The sequence below is a fragment of the Halomonas almeriensis genome (assembly GCF_030409235.1).
Taxonomy (GTDB): Bacteria; Pseudomonadota; Gammaproteobacteria; order Pseudomonadales; family Halomonadaceae; genus Halomonas; species Halomonas almeriensis.
Genome location: NZ_JAUFPO010000009.1, coordinates 527,892 through 545,020, shown reverse-complemented (window position 1 = coordinate 545,020; position 17,129 = coordinate 527,892). Strand labels below are relative to the sequence as shown.

The window sequence follows — 17,129 nt, the reverse complement described above, 5'->3', positions numbered from 1 at the left end:
CAAGCGCGGGGGCAGGTCGCCGGCACGCAAGCGCGCGCCACCGCGAGGCCGTTCCAGTCTAGGTCCAGAGCTGACCGATGGGCATGTCCGGCTCATAGTGGTAAGCCACCTGCGCCTGCAGCAGCTCGGCCGTTGCCAGAGCATCGGTCAACGCATGATGCCCCTGATATGCCGGCAGGCCATAGCGTGCTCGACTGTCGAAGAGGCGAATCGACGCCGGCGGCCGCCCCACCCAGCGCTTGAAGCGCGCCATCCAGGTCTGGCGCTGGAAGCGCGCCTCGACCGCCATGGTATCAATCACCGGGAACATCAACCCCTCGCCGAGCCGTGCCTTGACCGAGTCATCGAGAAACAGCCGCTCGATGTGACGGTAGTGAACCACCACCAACCGGCCCTCCAGGGTGGCCAGGACGTCGTCGAGGACATCGCCGAGCTCGGGGGCCTGCTCGATATCGGCATGGGTAATGTGGTGAAAGGTCACCGACTCGGCATGCAGGGGGCGCTGGGGACGGACCACCCAGTAACGACGCTGACTGAGGTTGATACGCCCCAGGGTGAAGGGCACCACGCCGATACTCACAATCGCATGGTTGCGCGAATCCAGGCCTGTGGTCTCCATGTCCAGGGCGACCATGGGCGCCTCACTGATCGGCGTATCCGACGATGGCGTACCGGCCGCGAAGAAGCGCGCCAGGCGGGGATCCTGAGCATGCTCGGCGCGCTTAGCAAGGTAGGCCGCCCAGTCGGGAACCTGAGGACGACGGGGAACCAGCATGGTCATTTAGCGCGACCTCGAGGAGGGTAGCGGATAACGGAACTTGAGGAACTTCTGGGCATGGCTCAGGGCCTGGAAGGCCTCCTTGAGATTATGCCGCTCCTGACTGGAAACATTCTCAGGTTCGATGTTGTTGTCCGGTGGCTGCTCATGCTCCAGATCGATGACCTGATGGCGAATCCGCGACATGGACATCAGCTCCAGGGCATAGCGCAGCCGATCACTGACCCCCGGGGCCAGCAGGGAGGTTTTGTCGATGTCATCGAGACGATCGAAGCTGTTCTGCGCCCGCGAGCCGCAGGCCAGCGCATGCACCCGGATCAGGTCGGTCAACGGCGCCGTACCGCGTCGCTTGAGGTTGATCGAGTTGTTGTGCTTGCCATCCTTCTCCATCACGAAGGTGCGGAAGAAGCCGAGCGGCGGGGTGCGATTGAGGGCATTGCGTGCCATGGCCGCCAGGAACAGCGAACTCTTGGCCGCCTTCTCAGCCACCAGGTCCTGGAGTTCTTCGACCATGACATTCTCGCCGTGCACCGTGTCCAGATCGAAGAAGATCGAGCTGTGCAACAGGTGCTCGGGATTCGGATCATCGATCCAGTCACTGAAATAGCGCTTCCAGGTCGCCAGCGGCTGACGCCACTGGGGATTGGTGGCCATGATATCGCCCTTGCAATAGGTATAGCCGCAGGCGGCCAGACCATCGCTGACGATCCGGGCCATCTCCAGGAAGTAGGCATCATGCTGCTCGGGGTCGAAGTCGTCGGACAGGACCAGGGCATTGTCCTGATCGGTGACGACCGACTGCTCGTTGCGGGCCATGGACCCAAGCGCCATGAAGCAGTAGGGCACCGGCGGCGGCCCGAGCGTGTCTTCCGCCAGCTCCAGCAGGCGGCGAGTAAAACTGCGGCCGATGGTCGACAGGGCACTGCCGACCATGCGCGAGTCGGCGCCCTCCTCGACCATGCGCACGAAGGCGCCGCTGATATCCGGCGCCAACCGGGCCAGGCCTTCCATGTTGGGCTGATGGAAGATATTACTGACCAGGTAGAGGCTACTCTGCGTCTCGTAACGGATGATGTCCGACAGATGCACGATGCCCACCGGACGCCGCCGGTGCATAACCGGCAGGTGGTGAATGTTGTGACGCAGCATGCACAGCATGGCCTCGTGCACCGACTCATCGGACTGCACGGCAATGACCCGGTTGGCAACCACTTCGCCCACGGGAGTCTCCGGCGGCCGGCCTTCCGCCACCACCTTGGTGCGGAAATCGCTGTCGGTGAGAATGCCGCGGACCTCCCAGGCACGCTCTTCGCTGTCCTTGAAGGTATAGCGCGGGTTACCCACGGGCTCATCCAGCACCAGCACGGCCGATGCCTGGAAGTCGCCAATCAGACGAGCCGCTTCCTGAACGGTGGTGCTGGCCTCGACCATCACCGGATAGCGGGTCAGCAGCTTGCGGATCCGCGTGACGATCATGTCGTTGTTCTTCTTGTGCTGCTCGACCGCACTTTCCAGGCGCGGACGCTGCAGCTCGACGAAATCGGCGAAAACATCATCCGCTTCACAGAGCCGCTGGAACATCGCTTCCGGGATGAAATACAGCAAGGTGTCTTCCATTGCGGTGGCGGGATAGCGGGTACGGTGGTGGCGCAGCAGACTCAGCTGACCGAAGATATCGCCCTCGCCCAGACGGTTGTGCAGATCGCCACTGCGTCGGAACACTTCCACTGCCCCGCTGCGGATGTAGCACAGGTGGTGCAGCTCCTGGTCGAGGGAGAGAATCTCCTCACCGGCCTTGAAGTAGCTGACATCGACGCTACCCACCACTTCATCGAGCAGGTCGTCGGACAGGGCCTCGAAGGGCGGAAAGCGGCCCATGTGCTGCCGAATTTCCAGCAGTTCCACATCCATGTTGCAAGCTCCGGAAGAAAGGGTATCGTGAAGTTTGAAAGGATCGCCCGGGGCTGTAAAGCCTCTTACATGCCTTCAACGCAACCGGGCCACCCTGTCGGGTGGCCCGGTCGATGATCGGGTCTGGCTCGGGAAGACCGCGTCTTACTGACCGGAAGTCATACCCTGAACCTTTTTCATCAGCTCGGGGTTCTGCTGGACGGCCTGACCGATGGTGTTGAAGGTATCAACCTCAAGACCGCTTTCCTCAACGGCCTGGATCATCTCGTCATTGGCTTCCTGGCGGATGGATTTCTGAGCGTCTTCACCCTCGGCACCCTGGAGCTGCTTGGTGTACTCCTGCGAGATCACCGCGATTTCCTGGGAGGCATCGGCGAATTTCTGCAGCTGCTGCTCAGAGAAGTCTTGCGCTTGAGTTTGCGCCTGCTCGGCAGAGCTGGATTCCTGGGCCTGCGCAACGCCTGCCATCAGGCCAGTGGAAAGCAGGGCGGCAGACAGCAGGGTAGTGAGTCGTTGCATGAACTTCTCCAGTCATTCATTGGGTGCGTTTCGTTGATTCGCCACTCTGGGACGCCGACAGAGCGAGCAGGTTCCACGCTTGCCGTAAAAAAATGTAACAGGCTCACGACGCCGGCTCGACACCGGCTGCCCCGCCGGCCCGGAGAAACAAGAAAGGCCGGGATGTCTCCCGGCCCGATGACAGCGGCGCACTCGCGCCGGTGAATTACTTCTCGACGCCGATGGCGTACTCGGCTCCGGCATCCAGCAACCAGCGGTAGATGTAGTCGGCAAAACTGCGCCGTACGACCAGTTCCCAGCGCGCCTCGGAGGGGCGTCGCAGAATCACGGTGGCCTTGGCGAATACCGTTGTCACGCCCTTGCCGACCGGGAAGTGACCGGGATGCACGTCATAGATCACCGACTTCATCAAAAGCTCGCTGGCCGCCTCCCCCTCGAGGTCGAGAACAGTCTGACCGCCACCGACATTAGTAATCGCGAAATGGGCATCACCGAGCGCTTCGCGCAGCCGATTCTCCAGTTCGAACTCCTCGCCGCCCGGCACGATCAGCAGCCACTCGTCGGGAGAGATCCATTGCACGCTGCGCTCGCCGCTGGCGTCGTAAATCAGCGACTGGGGCTCAGCCGGCAGCGACATGTCGAGGACCGCACGCAGTGCCTCGTCGAGCACGATGGCGCCACCACGCAGCGTCAGATGACCCAGGAAGGGGCGCTCACGGAGTACCGCTCGGCTCGCCTGCCCGGGGGCCGGCGCCCCCGAGTTGCGATAGGTATAGGCAAGCGGTGACTCGACCGGCACCTTGGCATCGGTGCGGGTATCGAAGGTCTTGATCTTGTCATTAACAGTGTTAGACATTCTGGCGCTCTCCCTTGGGGTCGACAAAGACCGGGCTGACGATCTCGGCTTCATGCACCTGGCCGTCGACCATCGGCAGGTAGACGGTCTCGCCCATGCGATGGTGGCCTCCCTTGACCACGGCCAGGGCAAACCCGCTGTCCAGGGTCGGGCTGTAATAGCTGGAGGTCACATGACCCTTCATGGGCATGGGAATGGCATGCTCGGGCTCGAAGACAATCTGTGCGCCCTCTTCCAGGATCACCCCGGGGTCACGCGGCTTGAGTCCCACCAGCTGCTTGCGGTCGGCCCGGGCGGTATCCGGACGGGTCAGGGCCCGCTTGCCGATCCAGGAGAACGGCTTGTCGTAGCCAATCGCCCAGTACATGCCCAGGTCTTCCGGGGTGACCGAGCCATCGGTGTCCTGACCGGCGATGATGAAGCCCTTTTCGGCCCGCAGCACGTGCATGGTCTCGGTGCCGTAGGGGGTCAGCTCGTACTTCTCGCCATGCGCGAAGAGCGTCTCCCAGACATGCAGGGCATAGTTGGCCTGGACATTGATCTCGTAGGCCAGCTCTCCGGTGAAGGAGATGCGGAAGACACGCGCCGGCACATCCGCCACCTTGCCCTCGCGCCAGTCCATGAACTTGAAGGAATCGCGATCCAGGTCGATATCGGTGACCTCGGACATCAGCTTGCGCGCCTCGGGGCCGGTGACCGTCAGAGTCGCCCAGTGATCGGTCACCGAGTTGAAGTACACCTCAAGCTCGGGCCACTCGGTCTGGTGCCACAGTTCCAGCCACTCCAGCACGGTGGCGGCACCGCCGGTACTGGTGGTCATCAGAAAGTGGTTCTCGGCCAGACAGCTGGTGGTGCCGTCGTCGAACACCATGCCGTCGTCCTTGCACATCAGGCCATAACGGACACGGCCGGGCGCCAGCTTGGCCCACTTGTTGGTGTAGACACGGCCCAGGAATTCGCGCGCATCCGGGCCCTGGATGTCGATCTTGCCCAGGGTGGACGCATCGAGGATGCCGACCTTCTCGCGGACCGCACGGCACTCGCGGGCCACGGCCTCGTGCATGCTCTCCTGGCGCCCCTGCACGCGGCGCGGGAAGTACCAGGGACGCTTCCACTGGCCCACGTCCTCGAACTCGGCGCCGTGCTCGACATGCCACTGATGCATGGCGGTATAGCGCTTGGGATCGAAGAGCTCGCGACAATGCCGGCCGACGATGGCGCCGAAGGTCACCGGCGTATAGTTGGGGCGGAACACCGTGGTGCCGACCTCGGGAATGGCGCGTCCCAGGCAGCGGGCGGCAATCGCCATGCCATTGATGTTGCCCAGCTTGCCCTGATCGGTTCCGAAGCCCATGGCGGTGTAGCGCTTGACGTGCTCGATGGACTCGAAGCCTTCGCGTGTGGCCACCTCGATACCCGCGGCCGTGACATCGTTCTGCAGGTCGACGAACTGCTTGGGCGCACGCAGGGTCGCCTTTTGATGGGGAACCTGATAGAGCGCCACGGCTTCGCCATCACGACGCATCTCGACGCTCGGCAGGTCGGCCTCCAGGGCCTCGAAGCCCCCCGCCCGAGCGGCTTCGGCGCCGGCGGTCCAGCCATCCACCAGCACCTCGGGCGTGGAATAGATGCCCTGCACCCCTCCGGCGGCCTGAACGCCCGCCACCAGGCTGGGCACAAAGCCGAGGATGTCATCGCGCCAGGTGGGGCGCGCCCCGGTGTGCGAGGCCAGGTGAATCACCGGGCTGTAGCCGCCGGAGCTGGCGATGGTGTCGCACTCGAGCAGCTCGCCCTCGTCTTCGACCCGGAAGTCGTCGATATTGATGCGCGCCACACGCGCGCCACTGACGCGATTCTGGCCGCGCGCCTCGATCACGGCAGCGCCGGGAATGATGCGAATGCCCTGGGCACGCGCCTGCTCGACCAGCTCACCACTGGGCTCAGCACGTGCATCGGCGATCGCCACCACGTCACGACCGCTTTCCAACCAGTCCAGGGCGGCCCGATAGGCATGATCATTGCTAGTGGAAAGCACCAGCTTGCTGCCCGGCACCACGCCATAGCGACGAATGTAGCTGGACACGGCACCGGCCAAGAGATTGCCCGGCACATCATTGTTGCCATAGACCAGGGGCCGCTCATGGGCTCCGCTGGCCAGCACCACGCGCCCGGCACGGACTCGATGCAGGCGCGAGCGCACCGGACGGCGCCCCTCCTGCTCGGGAGCCGTTTCGCCGAGATGCTCGGTACGTCGCTCGTGCAGGGTCAGGAAGTTGTGGTCGTGATAGCCGTTGGCCGTGGTGCGTGGCAGCAACAGGACATTGTCCATGGCGGACAGTTCGGTCACGACATCGGCGACCCACTGGTCGGCAGGACGCTCGTCGAGGCGTTCACGGCTGTCCAGCAGCGAGCCGCCCATCTCTTCCTGCTCGTCGGCCAGGATAACCAGGGAACCACTGCGTGCCGCGGCCAGGGCGGCGGAGAGGCCCGCCGGGCCGGCCCCGACCACCAGGACGTCACAATGGCGATTGACGTGGTCATAGGTATCCGGGTCACGCTCGGCCGGCGCCCGACCCAGGCCGGCACCCTTGCGGATGAACTTCTCGTAGGTCATCCACATCGAGGCCGGGGCCATGAAGGTCTTGTAATAGAAGCCCGGCGGCATGAAGCCGCCCCCGAGCTTGCCGACCAGGCCCATCAGGTCGCGCTGGACATTCGGCCAGCCGTTGGTGCTGCGGGCTGCCAGGCCGTCGAACAGCGCCTGCTGAGTCGCCCGCACATTGGGGACCTGCCCCGCCTCGCTGCTGCCCAGCTGGACGACCGCGTTGGGCTCCTCGGCGCCGGCGGCGACGATGCCCCGCGGGCGGGAGTACTTGAAGCTGCGGTTGACGATGTCCACCCCGTTGGCCAGCAGGGCCGACGCCAGGGTGTCGCCGGCATAGCCGCGATAGGACTGACCATTGAAGGTGAAGCTCAGCTCACGCGAGCGATCGACGCGTCCACCCCGGTCGAGACGATTCAACTGGTTCATGCTCGGGCTCCTTCGAGGTTGTCGGCAGGCGTGTTCTCAGTCCGGGCTTGCGCGACGTCGAGCGGCTCACGGCTGTCATCCGTGATGGAAGGCTGCTCTCCCATCCGGTAGGTCTCGAGAATTTCGTAGCTTGCCGTGTTGCGGGTAATGTTGAAGAACTTGCGGCAGCCCACGGCATGAATCCACATCTCGTGGTGGATGCCTCGGGGATTGGTGCGGAAGAACAGATAATCGCCCCACTCTTCATCGCTGCACGACTCCGGGTCGGACGGACGCGCGATATGGGCTTCGCCCTTGGGGTGAAACTCTTCTTCTTCCCGATGCTCGCCGCAATAGGGGCAGTAGATATAGAACATGTGAACTCTCCTTTGCGGTGGGTCAGTGGGCCACGCCGGCAGCGCCGTGTTCGTCGATCAGGGCTCCGGTATTGAAGCGATCGATGGAGAACGGTGCCGCGATGGGGTGCATCTCGCCCTTCGCCAGACTGGCGGCGAAGACGTGCGCCGACCCGGGGGTGGCCTTGAAGCCGCCGGTTCCCCAGCCGCAGTTGAAGTAAAGCCCCTTGACCCTGGTCTTCGAGAGAATCGGACAGGCATCCGGGCAGGTGTCGACGATACCGCCCCACTGACGGTTCATGCGGACCCGAGAGAAAGACGGGAACATCTCGACGATGGCCTGCAGCGTATGCTCGACCGTGGGATAGCTGCCGCGCTGGCCATAGCCGTTGTAGCCGTCAATGCCGGCGCCGATGACCAGGTCGCCCTTGTCTGACTGGCTGATATAGCCGTGCACATGGTTGGACATCACCACGGTGTCGAGCACCGGCTTGAGCGGCTCGGACACCAGCGCCTGCAGAGGATGCGATTCCATGGGCATCTTGAGGCCGGCCATCTTGGCCATGACGCCAGAGTTGCCGGCGGTGACACAGCCCACCGTTTTGGCCTCGATATCGCCGCGGTTGGTGTGCACGCCGTGAATCTGGCCGTCGCGAATCTTGAAGCCGGTGACTTCGGTCTGCTGCAGGATATCCACGCCATAGGCATCCGCGGCGCGGGCAAAGCCCCAAGCCACGGCGTCGTGACGGGCGACACCGGCACGCGGTTGCCAGGAGGCGCCCATGACCGGATAACGGGCATTCTTAGAGCAGTCCATGGCCGGCACCAGCTCCTGCACGCCCTTAGCGTCGAGGACTTCACTGTCGACGCCATTAAGGCGGTTGGCATTGACCCGACGCTGGATGTCACGCATGTCCTGCAGCGTGTGGCCGACGTTGAGCACACCACGCTGGGAGAACATGACGTTGTAGTTGATGTCCTGGGACAGGCCTTCCCATAGCTTGAGGGAGTGTTCGTAGAGCGCCGCGGCCTCGTCCCACAGATAGTTGGAGCGCACGATGGTGGTGTTGCGGGCGGTATTGCCGCCACCCAGCCAGCCTTTCTCGATCACCGCCACGTTGCGGATGCCGAACTCCTTGGCCAGGTAATAGGCCGTGCCCAGGCCATGACCACCCCCGCCAATGATGATGACATCGTATGCTTTCTTGGGCGTGGGATTGCGCCACTGGCGCTGCCAGTTCTCGTGATGGCTCAGTGCGTGCTTGACCAGCCCGAAGCCTGAATAACGTTGCATGGAATCTCTCCTACTGGTGTCTCGTACGGATGGACGAGAAGGCTTCACGCGGTAGCGGCGTCACTCTGACTGGCCATGGCGCTGCCATAGACCGGATGACGAGCGCACAGCTCGGCGACCTTGGCGCGCACCTCGGCTTCTATGTCGCTGGTATCCTCTTCCCGGGCCAGCACATCCAAAATGTCGCAGATCCAGCCGGCCAGCGCTTCGCAATCCGCCTGGTCAAAACCGCGCGTTGTCACTGCGGGCGTGCCGATGCGCAGGCCGGAAGTGACGAAGGGGCTCTGCGGATCATTGGGCACCGCATTCTTGTTGACAGTGATGTTCGACCGGCCCAGGGCCGCATCGGCGTCCTTGCCGGTCACACCGAGCTTGATCATGGAGACCAGGAAGAGATGATCATCGGTGCCGCCGGAGACCACATCGCAGCCGCGCTCGACAAAGACATCCGCCATGGCACGCGCGTTGTCGATAACCCGCGCCTGATAACGCACGAAGTCCTGGCTCATGGCCTCACGGAAGGCCACCGCCTTGGCGGCGATGACATGCATCAAGGGGCCGCCCTGCTGCCCCGGGAAGACGGCGCCGTTGAGCTTCTTGTAGAGGGCCTCGTCGCCGCTGGCGGAGAGGATCAGGCCGCCCCGCGGACCGCGCAGGGTCTTGTGGGTCGTGGTGGTGACCACATGGGCATGGGGCAACGGGCTCGGATAATGCCCGGCGGCCACCAGCCCGGCGACATGCGCCATGTCGACCAGCAACCAGGCGCCCACGGCATCGGCGATGTCTCGAAAGCGACGCCAGTTGATGACCCGCGAATAGGCCGAGAAGCCGGCGATGATCAGCTTGGGCTGGTGCTCGTGAGCCAAACGCTCGACTTCCTCATAGTCGATCTCACCGGTCTCGGGATTCAGGCCATACTGCACGGCATTGTAGTGCTTGCCGGAAAAGTTCGGGGCCGCCCCATGGGTCAGGTGCCCGCCATGTGCCAGACTCATGCCCAGCACGGTATCCCCCGGCGATACCATCGCCATGAAAGCCGCCGCGTTGGCCTGCGCGCCGGAATGCGGCTGGACGTTGGCATAATCCGCGCCAAAGAGCGCACAGGCGCGCTCGATGGCCAGGCGCTCGACCACGTCCACATGCTCGCAACCGCCGTAATAGCGCTTGCCGGGATAGCCCTCGGCATACTTGTTGGTCAGCTGGGTCCCTTGGGCCGCCATGACCTGTGGACTGGCGTAGTTTTCCGAGGCGATCAGCTCGATATGGGCTTCCTGACGGGCCACTTCTTCATCAATGGCGGCCGCGATCTGAGGATCGGTCTGAGTGAGGGTGTCGTGATTCATGGCATCACCTGAGGATTGGCGGGGTGGCTGCTGATCGGTGCGCTGCCCGATACGCTGATGGGCCTCCGTTTGATGGCCCTGAGCGAGACTCGCCGAGTCTTGCACCGTTGCCCATCATTAATAGCCAATCCGGCCGTCGGGCGATTGAACGTATGCGACAACTTTAGCGCCATATTCGCGACTGCCCCTGAAAGGTGGCACTTTCAGGCCCTTCAGGGATAAAAAAATATTGAACAGACCCACCAGCCCAACCGCCTTACCGGACGCCACCCGAGGCGGCGTGCCGCGGATTGCCGACAGCGGTGAGCAGACGTCGCGGATGAACGGCGCTCACCCTGGCGACAAATCACTCTCGACCCGGGCGCGATTCGATATGCAGAAAGAAAGGATCCACCCGGGCCGCATCACGCCCCGTGGCAGACTTGCGTACCGCGCTCGGCGTTTCACCGAAAGCATCCCTGAAATGCCGCGAGAAGTGCGCCGTGTCGGAGAAACCGCAGCGCTCGCCGATGTCGGTGATGCTGCGGGCGGTGTAATGAAGCAGCCAGAGCCCGTAGCGCAGGCGGAGATCACGGGCGAATTTCTGTGGCCCGACCCCCAGTACCTCACGAAAGCGGCGCTCGATGTTGCGTCTTGAGGTGCCGACCCGATGGGCCAGCTCATCCACGCTGATGGCCTCGCCCATGTGCTGTTCGATGATACCGATGGCCCGGCGTACCACCCGGTCCTCGACCTTGTCGAAGATCACCGGCTGGGGCTGAGGATGATCCCCGCCACGGGCTTCATCAACCAGCATGATATGCAGGCTCTTCATGGCCCAGGCCTTGCCCAGATGACGCTCCACCAGATAGGCCGCCAGGTCCGCCGCCGCGGTACCCCCAGCGCAGGTCAAGCGAGTGCCGTCATCGATGAACAAACGATCGGCCACTGGTTCGATATCCGGAAAGCGCCGCGTCAGGTCACCATGGTGATACCAGCTGACACAGCAGCGTCGTCCGCCCATCACCCCCGCCTGGATCAGCGCAAAGACACCGGTGCAGATGCCGACCAGTGGCACATTGGCCTGGGCCGCACGACGCAGATAGGCAATCGCCGTGTCATCGACCTCATCGTGCTCATCCTGAACACCACCGATGGTGACGATGTAATCGAACTCCCGGGGGTCGCGAAAGGCGGTGCAGGGGGTGACCGCCGCCCCGCAGCTGGACATCGCATCCTGGCCGGCACTGGTCATGAAGACCCAGTGACACCGCAGCTGGCGGCTGCGATCGCCCTCATCGGCCGCCAGTCGCAGGCAGTCGACGAAGGCGGCGAAGGGCAGCATGGTGAAGCGCCGCAACAGCACAAAGCCGACCGAGAGCGGTCGGGCGACAGGCTCAGACATGGCGATTCTCCTGCGCGACACGAAACGAGAGACAGTCTAGCGCCTGGTCGCGCGCTGACACAGCCGCCCCACTCGCCTGGCTCACCCCTGAAACAAGAGACCCGCCGGCCGGCGGGTCCCTGAAGGCGCGAGCATCTCGGCTCGGGCGGTCATCAGAAGTCCACCACCACATTGCCCAGTGGCTTGCTGCAGCAGGAAAGAATATAACCTTCCTCGATGTCATCCTCGGTGATACCGCCGTTGTGCTCCATATCGACCTGCCCATCGCTGACACCGACACGGCAGGTACCGCAAATGCCCATGCCGCATGCCTTGGGGATGTGCAGGCCAAGCTTGGAAGCCGCGGCGTGGATGGTCTCACTGGGCAGCACCTTGACGCTCTTGCCCGAAGCACTGAACTCGATGTTGACCATGTCGGCGACCTCGATTTCCTCGGCCTCCGCCTCGGCCTGTTCGGCATGCTCGATGACCTCTTCCTGAACATCCATCGGCGTGGCACCGAACGACTCCTCATGGTAATGATCCATGTTGAAGCCATTGGCCTTGAGAATCTGCTTGACCGCGTTCATGTAGGGAGTCGGGCCACAGCAGAAGATCTCGCGTTCCATGAAATCGGGCGCCATCAGCTCGAGCATGGCCTGGTTGAGATAACCGCGGAAGCCGGACCAGGCTTCGCCGAACTCATCTCCTCGCTCGCAGACGACGTGCAGCTTGAAGGCGGGAATGCGCGAGAAGATGTGATCCAGCTCGCGATGGAAGATCAGGTCACGTGGCGTTCGCGCGCTGTGCACGAACTGCAGGTCCACGGCGGCATTGGTATCGAACAACCAGCGCACCATGGACATCAGCGGCGTGATGCCCACGCCACCTGACAACATCAGGATCTTGTCGGTGGGATAATCGATGATATTGAAGTTGCCGACCGGACCATGCACGGCCAGCTCGTCATTGACTCCCAGATTGTCATGCAGCCAGTTGGACACCAGGCCGCCGGGGATACGCTTGACGGTGATGGAAAAACTGTAGGGTACCGAAGGCGAACTGGCGATGGTGTAGGAACGCATGACCTGCTCACCCTCGATCTCCAGCTCCAGGGTGACGAACTGTCCGGGCTTGAAGAAGAACATGACCGGCTGCTCGGCCATGAAGCAGAAGGTGCGGGTATCCCACGTCTCCTGGATCACCTTGACGCAGCGCACCGGGTGGCGGCCGTTCGTCCAGGTCTGGGTCGTGACGGGGTTGAGGAAGTTCATGGTCATCGTCGCGTCGCCTAGGCTGCAGCATGGAGGTATCCGACCGCGGGGACCGCCTGCCGTTAGCGGAATTTTGCGCAGCCCGGCCGCCGGTCACTTGCCTGTCAGCGACATGGGCATATCCATGGCTTCCAGAGATCGCAAATTTTCTTGACCGAGGCGTCGCAACTGCATCATCCGGCGTCGTGAACGAGCAAATATCATCCTGGTCACTGCGCCAAACTCGCTCTACTTTGCCACGTCACCCCCTGCGTGCAAGACCGCGACCTTCAAGCCAATAGCCCTACAATCCCGAGGCCACTCGAGTGGCCCTGCAATGAGGAGTTGCTCCATGGATCCACTGTCACTCGAACGCCTGGATGACCCCCTGGCCCCTGCTCGGACTGCCACGGCCGAGATGCTGACCCAGCGTCATCCCAGCTTCTCATTGCCGCAGCCCTTCTACAACGACGAGCGCCTGTTCCGCATCGACATGCAGGAGATCTTCGAGAAGGAGTGGGTCTTTGCCGGCCTGACCTGCGAGATCCCGGCCAAGGGCAACTTCATCACCCTCGATATCGGTGACAACCCGGTGGTGATCGTTCGCGGCAACCACGGTGAGGTCCACGCCTTTCACAATGTGTGTCGCCACCGCGGCTCGCGCCTGTGCGTGCACGACAAGGGCAAGGTCGCCAAGCTGGTCTGCCCCTATCACCAGTGGACCTACGAACTCGACGGCCGGCTGCTGTTTGCCGGCACCGACATGGGCGCGGACTTCGACCTCTCTCAGTACGGTCTCAAGCCGGTCAATGTGCGCACCGGCGGTGGCTATATCTTCATCAGCCTGGCCGAGCAGCCTCCCGAAATCGAGGAGCTGCTGACAAGCCTGGACCATTACCTCGAGATGTGTGACATGGACAACGCCAAGGTAGCGGCGGAGTCCAATATCGTCGAGGACGCCAACTGGAAGCTGGTGATCGAGAACAATCGCGAGTGCTACCACTGCAACGGGGCACACCCGGAGCTACTCAACTCCCTGCAGGAGTTCGACGACAGCGAAGACCCGCGCGCCACTCCGGCCTACCGGGAACTGGTGGAGCGCAAGCAGAGCGAATGGGAAAAGCTCGGCGTGCCCTGGTCGCTCAAGCGCATCGGCCGCCGCAATCGCCTAACGCGCACCCCGCTGCTCAATGGCACGGTCTCCATGACCATGGACGGCAAGCAGGCCAGCCGCAAGCTGCTGGGCCGCCAGCCCAGCCCCGACCTCGGTGTACTACGCATCCTGCACCTGCCGAATTCCTGGAACCATTTCATGGGCGATCATGCGGTGGTCTTCCGCGTGCTGCCCATGGGGCCGCAGAAGACCCTGGTGACCACCAAGTGGGTGGTGCACAAGGATGCCGAGGAAGGCGTCGACTATGATCCGGACTGGATGCGTCGGGTCTGGGATGCCACCAATGACCAGGACCGTCGCCTGGCGGAAGAGAACCAGCGCGGCATCAACTCCACGGCCTACCAGCCAGGCCCCTACTCCGAGACGTTCGAATTCGGCGTCATCGACTTCGTCCAGTGGTACAGCGATCGCCTGCTCGACAACCTGAACGAGGCGCCGACGCTGTCACTGGCCGCAGGCGGCCAGAGCAACGGCTGAGCGGCAAGAGGCTTCGGCAAGGCGCGACACAATGCCGACCCCCGGGTCGGCATTGTTGTCGGCAACATGCTCAGCGCAGCGCGGGCAACAGGAAACGCTCGATGGCGGCGCGCACCGAGGGCAGGAGAATATCCGTCTTGCTCATCATCTCGCGCACCAGTTCCTGAAGCCCCGGCACCCCCGCTTCCATATGCTTGCGCAGGGCCGTGCGCGCGCAGGTTTCCGGACAGGCATGTTCCGGAATGCGCACGCCCAGTTCGACCAGGCGCTGGCGAAAGTCTTCGCCGTCAATCAGCTCCACGATCATCATCGCGGCATCCTCCCTCGCCCCGGCAGACTGGACCGGGGCACACTATCAGCCAGAGACATCTCATTGTCAGATTGGCACTCGCCACACCGGCCCTCAAGGCAAAAAAGCCATTCATCCGCCTGGACGGATGAATGGCTCGGCTTGCATCAGGTACTGCCGACACGGCTAGTACGGGCGGCCGGCGCCGAGGGCCCCGGTCTGCCTAACGTCAGGCTGCCACACTGCCGTGCGGGTCCATGACGAATTTCTTCGCCGCACCACCGTCGAAGTCGGCATAGCCCTTGGGCGCGTCATCCAGGGTAATCATCTGGACGTTCACCGCTTCGGCGATCTTGACCTTGTCGAACAGGATGGCCTGCATCAGCTGGCGGTGGTACTTCATGACCGGGCACTGGCCGGTATGGAAGGAATGCGACTTGGCCCAGCCCTGGCCAAAGCGCATGCTCAGCGAGCCCTGCTTGGCCGCTTCATCGGACGCACCCGGATCTTCGGTCACGTACAGCCCCGGAATGCCGATCTGGCCACCGGCACGGGTGACATCCATGGCCGAGTTGAGCACCGCGGCCGGCGCTTCTTTGCCATGGTTGCAGCCGCAAGCATGCGCCTCGAAGCCGACACAATCGACGAAGGCGTCGACCTCGCGCTCACCGGTGATGGCCTCGACCTTGTCGGCCATGTCGCCATCCTGGGTCAGGTCAATGGTCTCGCAGCCGAAGCTGCGGGCCTGGGCCAGGCGCTCGTCGATCATGTCACCGACGATCACACAGGCCGCGCCGAGCAGCTGGGCGGACACCGCCGCGGCCAAGCCGACCGGCCCGGCACCGGCGATGTAGACGGTGCTGCCGGGGCCGACGCCAGCCTTCACGCAACCATGGAAGCCGGTGGGGAAGATGTCGGAGAGCAGCGTCAGGTCCTGGATCTTTTCCATCGCCTGATCGGCATCGGGGAACTTGAGCAGATTGAAGTCGGCATAAGGCACCATGACGTAGTCGGTCTGACCACCGACCCAGCCGCCCATGTCGACATAGCCATAGGCCGCTCCCGGACGCGCCGGGTTGACGTTCAGGCAGATGCCGGTCTGACCTTCCTTGCAGTTGCGGCACCGGCCACAGGCAATGTTGAAGGGCACGGAGACCATGTCGCCGGGCTTGAGAAACTCGACATCACGCCCGGCCTCGATGACGATGCCGGTAATCTCGTGCCCCAGCACCAGACCTGACGGCGCTGTGGTACGACCACGCACCATGTGCTGATCGCTACCGCAGATGTTGGTCGTCACGACCTTGAGAATGACGCCGTGCTGGCATTTGCGATTGCCCAGCGCCAGTTCGGGAAAGGGAATGGACTCGACGGCGACCTCTCCGGGACCCTTGTAGACGACACCGCGGTTGGCTGTGCTCATGGCTATCTTCCTTAAACTTGTAGTGAGTAGCGTGCAAAGGAAGCGCTGCATCAATCGTCGAGCGGGGCAAAACGCAGGGCGTCCATCTCACCGGGGCCGGAGTGTCCTGCCGTCAGACAAGGCGTCTGGCGGACGAGGCATGGATCCCGGACAAGGCAGCGATTTGCAGGCTCGGACATTCAAGCAGTGTTTCCCGAAAGGCGGAAGCTCCGCATCTCGACAATAGCCCCTTCAGCCGGGCCGACTATTCTCAGGAAGTCATTGCCATGTCAAAACAAGACATGGGGCACAGCGAAGTGACAGGCATGCCCGACGGCCCTGCCGTGTCGCTCGGCTGCTGACGGCTGTGCGGCCACGCGCAGTGGCTGGCCGAGCGCGGTTGCTTGACACGCCGACATGCTTTAAAAAGGCCTGCGAGAAACGGGGACTCATAACCGCTCCGCGACACTGCCGTCGGTTCCCTCCATGACGCCATCACCGGCGCTTCATGGACAGGTCAGGACGCTGCCCTCATCCATCACCGAATGTCACTGCCCCGACAGGAGAAACTTGAATGTTCAACCACCTCGTGCCACGCCTTTGTCTCGCTGCACTGCTGGCCATGACGACCTTCGCCCCCCAGGTGTTCGCACAGCAGCAGAACGCCAATGCCAACGTCGATACCCAGCAGTTCCAGGACTGGCAGGTCGTCTGCCCTCAGGATGCCAGCCAGGGCCCCTGCACCATGAATCAGGTCATTACCAATGACGAGGGCAACCAGCCCATGATGCGCGTCATCCTCGCCGACCCGCCCCAGGCAGAGCGCCCGGTCATGACCTTCCTGGTGCCGCTGGGTGTGCGCCTGGCGCCCGGCCTGCAACTCGGTGTCGATGGCGGCGAGCCGGTGCAGTTCCCCTACCAGATCTGCCAGCAGCAGGGCTGCCGCGCCGATATCCCGCTGCAGTCCTCTCTGCTGCAGAGCCTGCGGGGTGGCACCACGGCCACGCTGAGCATCATGGCGCCGAACGGCCAGCGCATGGATCTCGACATCTCGCTGATGGGCTTCACCGACGCCATGTCGCAGATCTGAGCCTGACCACCGGC

14 protein-coding genes are annotated in these 17,129 nt (G+C 63.2%); 2 read left to right on the top strand and 12 right to left on the bottom strand.

Going from position 1 to position 17,129, the window contains the following annotated elements:
- Positions 1–58: 58 nt before the first annotated feature.
- From QWY74_RS09305 to gbcB, 10 genes are all read right to left on the bottom strand, one after another.
- A complete protein-coding gene (locus tag QWY74_RS09305) occupies positions 59–781 on the bottom strand; it encodes a 3'-5' exonuclease (RefSeq protein ID WP_264823943.1) in 723 nt (240 codons plus the stop codon).
- Positions 782–2,689 carry a DUF294 nucleotidyltransferase-like domain-containing protein gene (locus tag QWY74_RS09300; protein ID WP_264823944.1) on the bottom strand — a complete coding sequence of 636 codons (1,908 nt, stop codon included), beginning with the start codon at positions 2,687–2,689 and terminating at the stop codon, positions 782–784.
- Positions 2,690–2,833: 144 nt separating this feature from the next.
- Positions 2,834–3,208 (bottom strand): DUF4168 domain-containing protein, encoded by a 375-nt coding sequence (locus tag QWY74_RS09295; RefSeq protein WP_264823945.1) that lies wholly within the window; start codon positions 3,206–3,208, stop codon positions 2,834–2,836.
- A 205-nt stretch (positions 3,209–3,413) separates the two neighbouring features.
- Positions 3,414–4,064, bottom strand: a complete 651-nt coding sequence (locus QWY74_RS09290; protein WP_264823946.1) for a sarcosine oxidase subunit gamma — start codon at positions 4,062–4,064, stop codon at positions 3,414–3,416.
- Positions 4,057–7,095 carry a sarcosine oxidase subunit alpha family protein gene (locus QWY74_RS09285; RefSeq protein WP_264823947.1) on the bottom strand — a complete coding sequence of 1,013 codons (3,039 nt, stop codon included), beginning with the start codon at positions 7,093–7,095 and terminating at the stop codon, positions 4,057–4,059. The genes QWY74_RS09290 and QWY74_RS09285 overlap by 8 nt, the downstream gene beginning before the upstream one ends.
- Positions 7,092–7,451, bottom strand: coding sequence for a sarcosine oxidase subunit delta (locus QWY74_RS09280; RefSeq protein ID WP_264823948.1), 360 nt, complete (start codon positions 7,449–7,451; stop codon positions 7,092–7,094). Before QWY74_RS09280 ends, QWY74_RS09285 begins: the two co-directional genes overlap by 4 nt.
- A gap of 22 nt (positions 7,452–7,473) precedes the next feature.
- Entirely contained in the window at positions 7,474–8,724 is a 1,251-nt protein-coding gene (locus QWY74_RS09275) for a sarcosine oxidase subunit beta family protein (protein ID WP_264823949.1), read from the bottom strand.
- A 44-nt stretch (positions 8,725–8,768) separates the two neighbouring features.
- Positions 8,769–10,067, bottom strand: a complete 1,299-nt coding sequence (gene glyA, locus QWY74_RS09270; RefSeq protein ID WP_264823950.1) for a serine hydroxymethyltransferase — start codon at positions 10,065–10,067, stop codon at positions 8,769–8,771.
- Between the two features lie 346 nt (positions 10,068–10,413).
- A complete protein-coding gene (locus QWY74_RS09265) occupies positions 10,414–11,451 on the bottom strand; it encodes a GlxA family transcriptional regulator (protein ID WP_264823951.1) in 1,038 nt (345 codons plus the stop codon).
- A gap of 152 nt (positions 11,452–11,603) precedes the next feature.
- Positions 11,604–12,710: a glycine betaine monooxygenase reductase subunit gene (gene gbcB / locus QWY74_RS09260; protein ID WP_264823952.1), complete on the bottom strand. Its 1,107-nt coding sequence runs from the start codon at positions 12,708–12,710 to the stop codon at positions 11,604–11,606.
- Positions 12,711–13,035: 325 nt separating this feature from the next.
- Between gbcB and gbca the strand changes: the two genes are divergently transcribed.
- Positions 13,036–14,334 (top strand): glycine betaine monooxygenase oxygenase subunit, encoded by a 1,299-nt coding sequence (gbca, locus tag QWY74_RS09255; protein ID WP_264823953.1) that lies wholly within the window; start codon positions 13,036–13,038, stop codon positions 14,332–14,334.
- Positions 14,335–14,404: 70 nt separating this feature from the next.
- On the opposite strand, the gene QWY74_RS09250 is transcribed toward gbca, so the two are convergent.
- Positions 14,405–14,644 (bottom strand): hypothetical protein, encoded by a 240-nt coding sequence (locus QWY74_RS09250; RefSeq protein ID WP_264823954.1) that lies wholly within the window; start codon positions 14,642–14,644, stop codon positions 14,405–14,407.
- 208 nt (positions 14,645–14,852) lie between these two features.
- Positions 14,853–16,046, bottom strand: a complete 1,194-nt coding sequence (fdhA, locus tag QWY74_RS09245) for a formaldehyde dehydrogenase, glutathione-independent (RefSeq protein ID WP_264823955.1) — start codon at positions 16,044–16,046, stop codon at positions 14,853–14,855.
- A 553-nt stretch (positions 16,047–16,599) separates the two neighbouring features.
- Between fdhA and QWY74_RS09240 the strand changes: the two genes are divergently transcribed.
- Positions 16,600–17,115, top strand: a complete 516-nt coding sequence (locus tag QWY74_RS09240) for an invasion associated locus B family protein (RefSeq protein ID WP_290314202.1) — start codon at positions 16,600–16,602, stop codon at positions 17,113–17,115.
- Positions 17,116–17,129: the final 14 nt, after the last annotated feature.

Coding starts and splice junctions, on each gene's coding strand:
- QWY74_RS09305 (WP_264823943.1), bottom strand. CDS start 781: ATGACCATGCTGGTTCCCCGTCGTCCTCAGGTTCCCGACTGGGCGGCC.
- QWY74_RS09300 (WP_264823944.1), bottom strand. CDS start 2,689: ATGGATGTGGAACTGCTGGAAATTCGGCAGCACATGGGCCGCTTTCCG.
- QWY74_RS09295 (WP_264823945.1), bottom strand. CDS start 3,208: ATGCAACGACTCACTACCCTGCTGTCTGCCGCCCTGCTTTCCACTGGC.
- QWY74_RS09290 (WP_264823946.1), bottom strand. CDS start 4,064: ATGTCTAACACTGTTAATGACAAGATCAAGACCTTCGATACCCGCACC.
- QWY74_RS09285 (WP_264823947.1), bottom strand. CDS start 7,095: ATGAACCAGTTGAATCGTCTCGACCGGGGTGGACGCGTCGATCGCTCG.
- QWY74_RS09280 (WP_264823948.1), bottom strand. CDS start 7,451: ATGTTCTATATCTACTGCCCCTATTGCGGCGAGCATCGGGAAGAAGAA.
- QWY74_RS09275 (WP_264823949.1), bottom strand. CDS start 8,724: ATGCAACGTTATTCAGGCTTCGGGCTGGTCAAGCACGCACTGAGCCAT.
- glyA (WP_264823950.1), bottom strand. CDS start 10,067: ATGAATCACGACACCCTCACTCAGACCGATCCTCAGATCGCGGCCGCC.
- QWY74_RS09265 (WP_264823951.1), bottom strand. CDS start 11,451: ATGTCTGAGCCTGTCGCCCGACCGCTCTCGGTCGGCTTTGTGCTGTTG.
- gbcB (WP_264823952.1), bottom strand. CDS start 12,710: ATGACCATGAACTTCCTCAACCCCGTCACGACCCAGACCTGGACGAAC.
- gbca (WP_264823953.1), top strand. CDS start 13,036: ATGGATCCACTGTCACTCGAACGCCTGGATGACCCCCTGGCCCCTGCT.
- QWY74_RS09250 (WP_264823954.1), bottom strand. CDS start 14,644: ATGATGATCGTGGAGCTGATTGACGGCGAAGACTTTCGCCAGCGCCTG.
- fdhA (WP_264823955.1), bottom strand. CDS start 16,046: ATGAGCACAGCCAACCGCGGTGTCGTCTACAAGGGTCCCGGAGAGGTC.
- QWY74_RS09240 (WP_290314202.1), top strand. CDS start 16,600: ATGTTCAACCACCTCGTGCCACGCCTTTGTCTCGCTGCACTGCTGGCC.